At 66.4% G+C, this 12,586-nt stretch carries 10 protein-coding genes and 1 tRNA gene; 3 read left to right on the plus strand and 8 right to left on the minus strand.

Going from position 1 to position 12,586, the window contains the following annotated elements; all coding sequences use genetic code 11:
* Positions 1-111: 111 nt before the first annotated feature.
* Positions 112-187, plus strand: a tRNA-Thr gene (locus ACFDTG_RS14420).
* A gap of 190 nt (positions 188-377) precedes the next feature.
* On the opposite strand, the gene ACFDTG_RS14425 is transcribed toward ACFDTG_RS14420, so the two are convergent.
* From ACFDTG_RS14425 to ACFDTG_RS14460, 8 genes are all read right to left on the minus strand, one after another.
* On the minus strand, positions 378-1,619 hold the full coding sequence (locus ACFDTG_RS14425; protein WP_375291707.1) for an NAD(P)/FAD-dependent oxidoreductase: 1,242 nt from the start codon (positions 1,617-1,619) through the stop codon (positions 378-380).
* A gap of 9 nt (positions 1,620-1,628) precedes the next feature.
* Positions 1,629-6,335 carry an NAD-glutamate dehydrogenase gene (locus ACFDTG_RS14430; RefSeq protein WP_375291708.1) on the minus strand — a complete coding sequence of 1,569 codons (4,707 nt, stop codon included), beginning with the start codon at positions 6,333-6,335 and terminating at the stop codon, positions 1,629-1,631.
* Between the two features lie 83 nt (positions 6,336-6,418).
* Positions 6,419-7,417 carry an LLM class flavin-dependent oxidoreductase gene (locus ACFDTG_RS14435; RefSeq protein WP_375291709.1) on the minus strand — a complete coding sequence of 333 codons (999 nt, stop codon included), beginning with the start codon at positions 7,415-7,417 and terminating at the stop codon, positions 6,419-6,421.
* Positions 7,414-8,235, minus strand: a complete 822-nt coding sequence (locus tag ACFDTG_RS14440; protein ID WP_375291710.1) for a tetratricopeptide repeat protein — start codon at positions 8,233-8,235, stop codon at positions 7,414-7,416. The genes ACFDTG_RS14435 and ACFDTG_RS14440 overlap by 4 nt, the downstream gene beginning before the upstream one ends.
* A 3-nt stretch (positions 8,236-8,238) precedes the next feature.
* Positions 8,239-8,979 carry an alpha/beta hydrolase gene (locus ACFDTG_RS14445; RefSeq protein WP_375291711.1) on the minus strand — a complete coding sequence of 247 codons (741 nt, stop codon included), beginning with the start codon at positions 8,977-8,979 and terminating at the stop codon, positions 8,239-8,241.
* A gap of 66 nt (positions 8,980-9,045) precedes the next feature.
* Positions 9,046-9,237 (minus strand): helix-turn-helix transcriptional regulator, encoded by a 192-nt coding sequence (locus ACFDTG_RS14450; protein WP_375291712.1) that lies wholly within the window; start codon positions 9,235-9,237, stop codon positions 9,046-9,048.
* On the minus strand, positions 9,234-9,818 hold the full coding sequence (locus ACFDTG_RS14455; RefSeq protein WP_375291713.1) for a hypothetical protein: 585 nt from the start codon (positions 9,816-9,818) through the stop codon (positions 9,234-9,236). Before ACFDTG_RS14455 ends, ACFDTG_RS14450 begins: the two co-directional genes overlap by 4 nt.
* The gene (locus tag ACFDTG_RS14460) at positions 9,815-10,000 is read right to left on the minus strand and encodes a hypothetical protein (RefSeq protein ID WP_375291714.1); all 186 of its coding nucleotides are present in this window, start codon (positions 9,998-10,000) and stop codon (positions 9,815-9,817) included. Before ACFDTG_RS14460 ends, ACFDTG_RS14455 begins: the two co-directional genes overlap by 4 nt.
* A 169-nt stretch (positions 10,001-10,169) precedes the next feature.
* Here ACFDTG_RS14460 and ACFDTG_RS14465 point away from each other — a divergent pair, with 169 nt between their 5' ends.
* Positions 10,170-11,831, plus strand: a complete 1,662-nt coding sequence (locus ACFDTG_RS14465; RefSeq protein ID WP_375291715.1) for an alkaline phosphatase D family protein — start codon at positions 10,170-10,172, stop codon at positions 11,829-11,831.
* Between the two features lie 226 nt (positions 11,832-12,057).
* Positions 12,058-12,586, plus strand: a 529-nt coding sequence (locus ACFDTG_RS14470; RefSeq protein ID WP_375291716.1) for a TGS domain-containing protein, incomplete at its 3' end; no start/stop codon positions are given.

Genomic DNA, 12,586 nt, shown 5'->3' on the forward strand with positions numbered 1-12,586 from the left:
GCAGAGGACTGCAAATCCTTGCACGCCGGTTCGATTCCGGCTCGGGCCTCCACTTCCCTGCAAGTTTGCGCGTTGCGGCTCGCTGCGTGTGGACCTAAGGGAACGATGAGCGCCGCTTTAGCTCAGTTGGTAGAGCACATCATTCGTAATGATGGGGTCACAGGTTCGAGTCCTGTAAGCGGCACCACCTCTGGTCAAGGATGGGCACACTTCCGTCAAAGAGGGGACTTCGCCACCAGCCCCCCTCCGGCCCCCCGAAAAATCGATACGAAACGTGATCGCGCCGACGGCTTCGCGATTTTCAGTCGGGCGCTATGCGACGACCCAAACCTCGTCCACGCCCCTTCACGGCGAGCCGCATTCGACTTAGGCCCCACCTAAAGCATTTCCTTCAGCGGCGTGTCGCTGTCGGCGAGTAAGTCCGGGTCCACCACCGCGCGCGCTTCCACTAGCTTTCGGCCCTGTGCGTAATCGCGGGTGCGGTTGACACAGTCGAGAGCGATCACTCGGCCTTCGCGCAGGTAGACCACGGCGAAGCTGCGATCTGCGACCGACCCACGGATCACCCCGCCGTCGTGGTTCAGCGACAGGCCCACGGTCTGCAATTTGAGATCATACTGGTTGGACCAGAACCAGGGCAGCGCGCCATAGGGCTGCTTGTCGCCCATTATCGCCTTCGCGGCGCAGGCCGCCATGTCATGCGCGTTCTGCACCGATTCCAGGCGAATTACCGCGCCATCGGCATAGGCGTTGGCATGGGCCGCGCAGTCGCCGATGGCATAGATGTCGTCCAGCGTGGTGCGGCAGAATTCGTCCACGTCCACGCCGTTCGATCCCGATGCGCCGGCCGCAATGAGGGGGCCGACGCTGGCGACGATGCCGATGCCCACGATCACGATGTCGGCGGGGATGGTTTCGCTCTCCCGCCCTTCGATGGCGGCGGTGACCACGCCGGTGACGCGGCCGTTCGCGCCGTCGATTCGCTCGACCGCGGTTTCCAGCCGCACATCCACGCCCTGGCGGCGATGTTCGTCCAGAAAGAATTCGCCCAGCGTCTCGCCCGCCACGCGGCCCAGCAGGCGCGGCTGCATTTCCAGAAGGGTGACTTCGCAGCCCAGCTTGCGCAGAACCGCGGCCGCTTCCAGCCCGATATAGCCGCCGCCGACCACCACCGCGCGGCGCGCGCCCGCGTCCAGTTCGCGGCGCAGCTGATCGACATCGTGGCGATGGCGCACGGTATGGATGCCGTCGAGATCGGAGCCAGGACAGGACAGCCGGCGCGGGTCGCCACCGCCAGACCAGATCAGCTTGCGATAGCCGATCCGCCTGCCATCCCCTGTGACCACCTCATGCGCCACCCAGTCAACCTCGGCCACATTGGTGCCGAGATGCAGTGCGATGTCGCGCTCCTCCCAAAATGTTTCGGGCCGGATCAGGATGCGCTCCAGTGGCTTCTCACCGGCGAGATATTCCTTGGACAGCGGCGGCCGTTCGTAGGGCGGGGTGTGATCCCGGCTGAGGATCGCGATGGGGGCATCGTGGCCGGCCTGCCGCAGCGCGATGGCTGCCTGCGCGCCGCCGTGACCCGACCCGACGATGACGATGTCTGCGCTGTCCATGGCGATGGTCTAACGGCCCAGCAGGTTGCGCGCCATACTGGCGATCTGCGCCAGCATGGCCGGGGCGACCGGGCTTTGCGCCTGCGCCCGGGTGATCATGGTGCGGAACTGGCGCACGCCCACCGCATTTGCATCGGTCCATTTCGCCACCGCGGCGGACATGTCCTCCTTGGCCCCCTTGCGGCGGGCGAGCCGGCGCAGGAAATCGAAGCGCATCTGCTGGAAATCTCGCGCAAGGCCCGCCACCAGCAGACGTTCCCACACATCGGTGGGGTTCATCAGCGCGGCGGTGCCCTGGGCCCAGTCCAGCCCTAGCGCGGTGCCGAGGTCGGTGAAGGCCTGGGTCAGCGAACCGACCTCGATCTCGGTGGTGCGGGCCAGCCGTGCCAGGCCGACCGCGCCATCCATCTCGAACAGCTGGGTAACCCGGCGCGAGAGCGCTTCGGGCGCGCCCGTTTCCGCGAATTCGGTGCGCAGGCGCTGGGCCAGTTGCTGGCCTTCGGGGGCCAGCAGTTCGTCCACCCCGCCCGCCAGCGTGACGACATCCGCCTCGATCTCGGACACGGCATCGCTGGGGCTGCCCTCGGCAAAGCCCCCGCAAAGCACATCCGCCATCTGGATGCGCATACCCTTGGCGGCGCGGTCCAGCAGCAGGAGGCGCGCCGTTTCGGGCATTTTGGCTGCGTCGATGTCGGCGAACAGCGTCGCCATGTCGAACAGCGTTTCCGTCACCACGAAGGCGGCAGCAACATCGGCCAGCGTGGCGCCTTCTTCCTCCGCCAGTTCGAAGGGGTGGACGATGCCCAGCCGGTTGACAATGCGGTTGGACAGCTTCGTCGCGATCAGCTCCGCGCGCAGGCGGTGTTCCAGGATCTGGTCCGCAAACTTCTTGCGCATCGGCGCGGGGAAGGCGGACATCAGCAGTGTCTCCAGCGCCGGATCGGCGGGGAGCGGGCTTTTCTCGATTGCGTCCTGCAAGGCCAGCTTGGTGGAGGAAAGCAGCACCGCCAGTTCGGGGCGGGTCAGCCCCAGCCCGTCGCGCGCGCGGCGGCCGAGCGTCTCGTTGTCGGCCAGCCCCTCGGTCCCGCGGTCCAGTTCGCCGCGTTCCTCCAACGTGTCGATGAGGCGCAGCTGCGCCTCCGCCACCTTGGCGCCGCCGGTCTCCGCGATTGACAGGGCCAGCGCCTGCAACCGGTTGTCCTCCAGCACCAGCCGGGCGACCTCGTCGGTCATTTCGGACAGCAACTTGATCCGCTTGGGTTCCGTCAGCTTACCCGCGCGCTTGGCTGCCGCGAGCGCGATCTTGATGTTGACCTCGTTGTCGGAGCAATCGACACCCGCCGAATTGTCGATGAAGTCGGTGTTGATGCGTCCGCCGTGCAGAGCAAATTCGATCCGGCCCGCCTGGGTCACGCCCAGATTGGCGCCTTCGCCGATTACCTTGGCGCGCAACTTGCCGCCGTCGACGCGCAGGGCATCGTTGGCGGGATCGCCGACCTGGGCGTTGTTTTCGCCCGCCGCCTTCACATAGGTGCCGATGCCGCCGAACCACAGCAGGTCCACCGGCGCCTTGAGGATCGCCGCAATCAGCGCATCGGGCTCGAACTCCTTCTGATCCACGCCCAGCGCCTTCTGCGCCGCCTTGGAAATCTTGACGGTCTTTGCGTCGCGGGCGAACACGCCGCCGCCCTTGGAGATCACGCTCTCGTCATAATCCGCCCAGCTCGAGCGGGGCAGGTCGAACATGCGCTGGCGTTCGGCCCAGCTCGCCGCCGGATCGGGGTCCGGATCGATGAAGATATGGCGATGGTCGAAGGCGGCGACCAGCTTGATCGCCTTGGATAGCAGCATGCCGTTGCCGAACACGTCGCCCGACATGTCACCGCAGCCCGCCACGCGCACCGGATCAGCCTGCACGTCCACGCCCATTTCCAGGAAGTGGCGTTGCACCGACACCCAGGCACCCTTGGCGGTAATGCCCATTGCCTTGTGATCGTAACCGTTGGAGCCGCCGCTGGCGAAAGCATCGTCCAGCCAGAAGTCCTTCTGTTCCGCGATGGCGTTGGCGACATCGGAAAACCGCGCCGTGCCCTTGTCCGCAGCGACGACGAAATATGGGTCATCCCCATCGCGGATGACCACGCCATCCGGATGAACCACCTTGTCGTCCACGATATTGTCGGTGATCGACAGCAGGGTGCGGATAAAGACTTCGTAGCTCGCCTGCCCTTCGGCGGCCCAGCCCTCGCGGTCCTGTGCGGGATCGGGCAATTGCTTGGGGTAGAAACCGCCCTTGGCACCGGTGGGCACGATCACGGCGTTCTTGACCCGCTGCGCCTTCATCAGGCCCAAAATTTCGGTGCGGAAGTCGTCGCGCCGATCGGACCATCTGAGGCCGCCGCGGGCCACCGCGCCCGCGCGCAAATGGATCCCCTCCACGCGGCGTGAATAGACGAAGATCTCGCGCCAGGGCACGGGCTTGGGCAGGCCGGGTACCAGCGAGGAATCGATCTTGAACGCCAGCGCCAGATCGCCCGCGGGTGCGAAAGCGTTGGTCCGCAGGATCGCGTCGATCAACGATTGGTAGAGGCGCAGCAGACGGTCATCGTTGATGGCGGCGACGCGCATGAGCCCCCGCCGGATGGCTGATTTCGCCTCGTTTGCCGCACCGTCGCGATCGCCCGCAAATTCGGGATCGTGCCGCGCGCGGAACAGCGCGATCAGGGACCGGGTAACCTCGGGCGCGCGGGCCAGCGCATCGACCACGGTGTAGATGGTAAAGCCCATCCCCGCCTGGCGCAGATAGCGATAGAAGGCGCGCAGCCAGTCGGTCTCGTCCGCGGACAGACCGACCTCAGGCACCAGACGATTGAAGACATCGTTCTCGTCCTCTCCGTTGAGGACGTCGGCGACGGCGCTCTCGATCGGCTGCGCGCGGTCCATCAGCGTCTTGGCCTCGATCCCCTGCGCCAGCGAGAGGCGGAAATCGTGGATCGTGCCCAGGCGCCCCTCCTCCAGCTCGGTGGGCAATTCGGTCAACACGTGGAAGCCGAAATTCTCCAGCGTGGGCACTGCGTCCGAAAGGGGCAGGCTGCCTTCCGCCTGGTACAGCTTCAGCCGCAGGCAGGCGGGGCTTTCACGCTCGCAGTAATAGAGCCGGGCGTCGCGGCTGCGCGCGTCGTCCTGGTCGGCATGAACGCCCAGCGCATGGAGGCGCGCGATATCCAGCGCGGCCTCGTGCGCGCCCAGACGTCCACGAAAGGCGGTGGGAAAGGCATCGGCCCAGCGCAGCGCAAGCGCAGCGGCACGGGTGGGCTCCACCATCTCGGCCAGCTCGACCTCGACCGCTTCCGACCAGCCGCGCAGCAAGGTCTGCAACTGCGTGTCGAGCGCGGCCTCGTCCGGCGCACTGTCGCCGTCGCGGATGTCCAGCACGAAGCGCAGAAGGGCCAGGTTGCCCCCCTCTACCTCAAGGCTCCAATCGAGGAGCTGGGAATCCGAGGCATCTTCGAGCAGGGTCTGTATTTCCAGCCGCACCTGCGTGGAAAGCATGTCGCGCGGCAACCAGACGAAAGCGAACAGGTGGCGCGCAAGCGGCGCTTCCACCAGCACCAGGCGCGGGCGGGGCCGATCCACCAGTGTCATCATGGTGGTCGCCACACGCTCCACGTCGGCTTCCGTGAAGCCGATCACCAGATCGTGTGGCAGAGCGGTGAGCGCGTGGACGAGCGCCTTGCCGGTATGGCCGCCCTCGTCCAGATCGAGCCTTTCCATGACCCGTTCCAGCTCGGCGCGCAGACGCGGAACCGCGCGCGGTGGGCTGGCAAGCCCGGCGCTGGTCCAGACCCCGGCATGCAGCGATATCGCCTTGGTCTTCCCACCCTCACGGCGCGGGACCAGCAGGAGGTCGAGCGGCACACGGCGGTGGACGCGCGAAACGTGGTTGGCCTTGATGATCAGAGGGGCGCGGGCGTTTTCGTCAGCGTCGAACCAGTCGAAGGCACGGTCGAAGCTGGCATCGGCAAGAACCGGGGCGGCGCCTTCCCGGCAGATACCCAGCCGCTCGGTCACGGTGCCCGAACGGGTGCGGACCATATGGCCGAGCTGCGTCAACATGCCGGCTTCGAGCCAGTTCAGGAGCGCGGCGCCTTCCGGATGGTCACCCTCGATCGCCTGGGCATCGGCCCGCATCGCGTCCTGCAAACCGGTCCAATCGGCAACCGCGGCGTGGACATCCGCCATGGTCTCTTCGAGCGTCTGCAACAGTTCGCGCCGGGTGCGGGCATCCGCGCGGGTCGTCTCGAGATAGATCATCGATTCGTAGAGCGCGGGTTCGGGATCGTCTGGCAGAATTTCGTCCAGGATGCCCTGCTGGTCGCGGACCACGGGCACCACCGGGTGGACCAGCGTGTCGATGGAAACCTGCGCCGCGGCGATTGCCGCCGCCGCCGAATCCACCAGGAACGGCATGTCCGGATTGATGATCGCGATGCGCAGCATGCGCTTTGTACCGCCCACCGATTCGATGGCGATCTTGGGCTCCATACCGACCCGCTCGTGCGCGGTACGCAGCAGGAACCGGGCGGCTTCCTCCAGTTCCTTCTTTTCCAGAGCGGTCTCGCCGGGGAGCAGCGAGGCATCCATCCTGGCGGTGAGGGATTTGACCAGCTTGCGGCTCGGTTCGGCCTTGGTCTGCGCGTCTTTAATGGCTGCCATGCGTATGTCCGGGGCGGCGCCACGGGTGGAGCCGCGCACTCCTTCTTTCTGCGCCCGAAGACGCGTCTCTCTCGCGCCGCGCCCTAGGAGGCTGCGGACCGCTCCGCAAGCTGGGACATCGCCATCGCGATCGAGCGTTCCCGCGCGGCGGGGTCGAATGTCGATCCGCCGAAGACGATCTCGTCGGCGCCGGTCCGGGCGATGAAATTGCGCACCTGGGCCGCGGCGGTCTCCGGGGTGCCGATGGCGCTGGCCTGGCCGATATGGTCCAGCAAGGCGCGCGCCTGGGGCGGCAGGGAGTCGCGGTAGTTGCGGATCGGGGGCGGCAGCTTGCCGGGCGTTCCGGTGCGCAGCCGGACAAAGGCCTGGAGCTGCGAACTGGCGAGATAGTCCGCCTCCTCCGCATCATCGGCGACGTAGAGGTTCATCGCCGCCATGACATGCGGCCTGTCTAGCGCGGCGGAGGGCTGGAAATCGCGGCGATAGATTTTCAGCGCGGAATCGAGGTGATCGGGGGCGAAGTGGCTGGCGAACGCATAGGGCATGCCCAGCCGTGCGGCGAGCTGCGCGCCGAACAGGCTGGATCCCAGCATCCACATCTCGACGTCCGAGCCATGGCCCGGGGTGGCGCGGATAGCCAGTTCGGGATCCCCCGACAGGAACGCGCGCAGTTCCACCACATCCTGCGGAAACATCTCCGCGGCGCGGTGGAGGTCCTTGCGCAGCGCCCGCTGCAATTCGGGGCCGGCGCCCGGGGCGCGGCCAAGCCCGAGGTCGATCCGCCCGGGAAACAGCGCGGCGAGCGTGCCGAACTGCTCCGCGATCTGGAACGGGGTGTGATTGGGCAGCATGATCCCGCCCGACCCAATGCGGATCGTGCTGGTGGCGTTGCCGATATGCGCCAGCACCACCGATGTGGCCCCGCCGGCGATGCCTTCCATCGCGTGGTGTTCGGCCACCCAGAAGCGCTTGCAGCCGGCATCCTCGGCAGCGCGGGCGAGGCTGGTTGCGGCGGCGAATGCTTCTTCCAGGGTGCCGCCCTCGCGGACGGGGACCAGATCAAGGATCGAGAAATCGGTCATGGATTGAATTGCTCCAGATAGGCCTTGGCCTGCGCGGCCTGTTCGCTTTCGGGTGCGACGTCCAGCACCGACTGGAAGCTCTTTCGGGCATCAGCTTCACGCCCCGATAGGGCAGCGATGACCCCGGCCTCGAGCCCGATCTCCGGATCGCGCGGGGCGAACTCAGCCGCCCGCTCGATCTGCGTCTGCGCCTGCGCGAGATCGCCCTGCCGCCGCGCCAGCGTAGCGCTGAGCAGCCAGGTTTCCGCATTGGCCGGCTCTGCAGACCGTGCCGCTTCGAGCGCGGCCTCCGCCTCGTCCAGCCGGCCCAGCGCCACCAGCGCGCGGGCACGGTCACGCTCGATCCCTGCGATCACCGCCGGGTCGCCCGCCACACGCGCATCGCCGAGCGCCGCCGTGCCAAGACCCAGCGCGCTGCCCGCATCGCCCGCCACCAGAGCGGCATTGGCGGCCATCGCGCCCAGTCTTGCGGCCAGCGCGGAGTCCTCGCCAGCCTCGCTGCGCGCGGAGGCGAATACCGCCTGCGCCTCGGCATAACGGGACAATTTCACCAGCGAGAGCCCCTGACATTGCGCGGCCAGCGCCCGATCCTGTCCGCGCGCCGTGCCGCGCCAGTCGCGCGCGGCGGCCAGCGCCCCTTCGGGATCAGCCAGCGTCTGTTGAAGGCATTGCGCCATCCGTGTGTTCACTTTTGGCGCCGTCACCTGCGTGCGCGGCGGGCGGTCGCGCAGTTCGTCCGGGATGCCGGGGATCCCGCCCTGGCTCGGATCGACACCGACCTGGGCCAGCAAAAGGGGAAGGAAAAGGGCGGCGGGCATGGATCAGGCTCCGGACAAAGAGGCGACGGTGCGGAGCAGGAGCGCAATGTCCTGCTCGCGCGAAAGACGATGATCGCCGTCCTTGATCAGGGTCACCTGTACGTCATCGGAACGCAGCGCCCCGGCCAGACGCAGGCTCACGTCCCAGGGCACGTCGGCGTCGCGCTGGCCGTGCAGCAGGCGGAGGGGGCAATCGATAGCGATCGTGCGGTCCAGTATTAGACGGTTCTGGCCGTCGGCCCAGAACCGGGCGTGGGTGGGAGTGGGGTCGGGTCCGTAGGGGTTGTCCTCGTACACGGTTTCACCGCGTGCCAATGCGCCCTTTTGCGTCTCGTCATAGCCCCAATCGGTGAAATCGGGAGCGGGAGCGATGCCGACAACTCCCTTGACTGCGCTGCCGAGGGCCTCTGCGACCAGCAGCATGAGCCATCCTCCCATGGAGGAGCCGACCAGGACCACGCCGCCGTGAACCCGGGCTTCGATGAGCGCGATGGCTTCGTCTGCCCAGCGGGTCAGCGTGCCATCGGCGAAATCGCCGGGGCTTTCGCCACATCCGGAATAATCGAACATCAGGCATTCGCGCCCCTCGGCCCGTGCCCATTCGAAAAGAGCCGTCGCCTTGCCGCCCGCCATGTCGGACATGTAGCCGGGCATGAAAACGATCGCCGGTCCTGCCCCCGCCGCGTGGCGAAAGGCGATCCGGTGTCCGTCTGGCATGGTGTGGAATTGCGGGTTTTCGATCATCGCCGCTGGAAGTGGGCAATCACCCTGCCCGGCGCAACCCTGCGGCCCTCCGGTCGCTTTCTGGACTCAGTCGGGAGAGAAAATCGCCTCTATCGTCAGCCCGAACACCGCCGCGATGCGAAACGCGAGCGGGAGCGAAGGGTCGTACCGCTCTTTCTCGATGGCGTTGACACTCTGGCGGCTCACCTCGAGCCGGTCCGCCAGATCCTGCTGGCTCCAGTCGCGCTCTGCGCGCAGGACCTTGAGGCGGTTCTTCACAGCGAACCCCAGGAATCATAGCTGATCTTGTTGGAAATCGCGCCGATCAACTGGCCGAAAAAGAATGCGACCGCGTACCAATAGGCATCGATATGGGCCACTGCATCGCCGGCCTCCAGAAACCCCCACAGGGTCGCGAAGCCCAGGGCGAGCCCGGTCGCTATGAGCGTCTGCCGGATGATCAGCATCCGGATGAATTCATCCTGCTCCTCCAGGATGAGCCGACCGATCGACCAAAATATTCCCAGCACGGCCAGGCCAGGCAGGACGGAAAGCCCCGCCCGGACCGGCATGGTCGCGTCATGATCGCTCAGCCAGGACACCTGAACCGCCAGCACGACGAGATAAAGCGAACTGAAGATGGCGACACGCTTTAGATAGCGGCGCTGCGCCTCGCCCCGGGCGCAGGCGGCATTCCGGCCTCCGACCCGCATCGTCTGGAAGAAAAGCCCGGCGGGGACGATCATCAGGATCATCGTTGTCACGGTGTTGATCGCATCGGTCAGCGCCAGTCCCATCACCGCGCCGAATGTCGCAAAGGTGAGCCCAGCCCAGAAGGGGAGGGTGCGCGAGAGTTTCATGCTTCGCGCCGCTTGAAGCAGTTGCAGGAACCCTTGCCGCCCATCCAGACACCCGGAAACAGGGCGATCAGCGCCAGCGGCGCGAACTGCGCGTATTTCTTCGGGATGATGTCGAAGACGGCGAGCGCGGCGATGGCGAACATGCCGGCCGCGAGGAGAAGTGCTTTTTGAATCCGGGACATGACAATACTCCTTTTCAATATGTAAAGTCTATTTGTCATGCCACGATGGTTATGTCAAGGGAGCTTTCCAAAAATACGTCAACGCTTGTCTTTTTGCCGAATCCGGCGCGATACGTCATGGATTGGTCACCCAGGCGCGCTTGGTGCGAATGCCGAAAGAGAGATGTCCATGCCGCAAACCGAATCGCCCGCAGCAGCCCCGATCGCCCCCCTCGACCGCCGGGCCTTGATGAAAGGCGGCCTGCTTGGCCTTGGCCTCGCCGCCGCAGGGCCCGGGCTGGCAGCCAGCAGCGGCGTGGGGTTCTCCTCCGGCGTTGCTAGCGGCGAACCGGGGGCGAATTCGGTATTGCTTTGGACCCGCTATGCGGCGTCCGCCGATACACAGCTGCGCTGGGAAGTGGCGGAAGCGCTGGATTTCGCTAGTCCCGTGGCGGGCGGCAGCGTGACGGCCTCTGCCGAACGGGATTTCTGCTGCAAGGTGGTGGCGACCGGCCTGTCTCCCGCGCGCTGGTATTTCTATCGCTTCATCGCGCCCGACGGGACCATGTCCGAAATCGGCCGCACCAAGACCTTGCCGCAGGGGCCCACCGAAAGCTTCCGGATGGCGGTGTTCAGCTGTTCCAACATCGGCTTCGGCTGGTTCGACGCCTACGCCCACGCCGCCGAGGCGGACGCGTTCGACTGCACCTTCCATCTCGGCGATTATTTTTACGAATACGGGCCGGGCACCTACCCATCCCCGGACGAGGTGCTTGCGGGCCGGATCGTCCAGCCCGCCGCCGAACTGGTCGCACTGGCAGATTATCGCACGCGCTATGCGCAATATCGCCGCGATCCGGACCTTCGCCGCCTGCACCAGATGTATCCGATGATCTGCGTTTGGGACGATCACGAGAGCGCCAATGACAGCTGGGAGGGCGGCGCGCAGAACCATCAGCCAGAGACCGAAGGCCCGTGGCCGGCGCGCAAGGCGGCCGCGATGCGCGCCTATCGTGAATGGATGCCCGTCTCCGACGCCGATTGGGCCAGTTACGAGATCGGCGATCTGGCCACGCTGTTTCGTCTTGAAACGCGCCTAACCGCGCGCTCGGAACAGTTCGACATCGCAAAGGTGCTGGCAGGCAACGCATCGCCCGATGACGCGCTTCGGGCGCTTGAAACCTTCCGCACCGGCGAATGGGTCGATCCCGGCCGCCGCATGATCGGGGCGGAGCAGCAACAGTGGCTGGATGCCGGCCTCAAGGCGTCGCGCACCGCCGGCAAGACATGGCAGGTGCTGGTGCAACAGGTGCTGATGGGATCGCTATCGACGCCGACCGGTATCGTCGAACAGGCCGGTGACGTTCCGCCATATATCAAGCAGCGCCTTCTGGCGGGAGCCATGGCATCCAGAGCGGGCCTGCCGATGAACATGGACAGCTGGGACGGCTATCCCGCGGCGCGGTCGCGCTTGCTTTCCAGCGCGCAGGAGGCCGATGCCAATCTGATCGTGCTGACCGGCGACACCCACAACGCGTGGGGTTTCGACCTTGCGGAGAACGGTGGTCCAGCCGGAGTGGAATTTGCCGTTCAGGGCGTCACCTCCCCGGGGTTTGAATCCTTCCTGCCCGCTATTCCGCCGGAAACCATGGTGCGGGCCCTGCGAGAGAAGAATTCGGCGCTGAAATTCGCCGAAACCTCGCGGCGCGGCTACATGGCGGTCGAATTGACGCCAGCGCGCGCGACCTGCGAATGGCGCTTCCTCAACAATGTTCGCCAGCGCGGCGCGGGCATGGCGGGCACGCACAATATGACGACCCTGCCTGGCCGCAGGATGCTGACCACCGCTTGATCGGGGCGGCGGGCGGCGCTACATGAACCCCATGGCCACGGCATTCGTCAGCACTACCACCACTACCCGGTTCTTCCGGGGGCGGTCGGTCGCGCGCTGAAGCCGGCCGCTGCCGCCCGGATGGCGGGCGTGCGGCGTTCTCCCGTCATCCTGATCTCATCCAACGCCGGCCTTTCCGCGCGCGCGGCCCTGTGCCATGGCGCGCCGACACGATGGACATGGAACGATGACGGAACTGCTCAAGATCAGCCTGCCCGATGGCTCGGTGCGCGAAGTGGAGCCCGGCTCGACGCCCGGTGACGTTGCGGCCGCGATCGGCCCGGGCTTGGCGAAGGCCGCGCTGGCCGCGCGCGTAGATGGCGAGGTGCGCGATCTCAACCGCCCCTTTGACGGCGATGCCGAGCTGGCGCTGATCACCAGCCGGGACGAGGCCGAGGCGCTGGAGCTGGCACGCCACGATTACGCGCATGTGCTGGCGGAAGCGGTCCAGGCGCTGTGGCCGGGCACGCAGATCACCTTCGGCCCCGCCACGGACGACGGCTTCTACTACGACGTGAAGGCGCCCGACAGCCGCGACCCCTTCAGCATGGACGACCTACCCGCGATCGAAGAGAAGATGCGGGAGATCATTCGCGCCGACAAGCCGCTGGTGCGCGAGGTCTGGAGCCGGGAGGACCTGATCCGCCGCTGGCAGGACAATGGCGAGACCTTCAAGGCCGAATGGGCCGCCGAACTGCCCGAGGGCGAGGAACTGA

Source organism: Qipengyuania sp., assembly GCF_042095715.1.
GTDB lineage: Bacteria > Pseudomonadota > Alphaproteobacteria > Sphingomonadales > Sphingomonadaceae > Qipengyuania.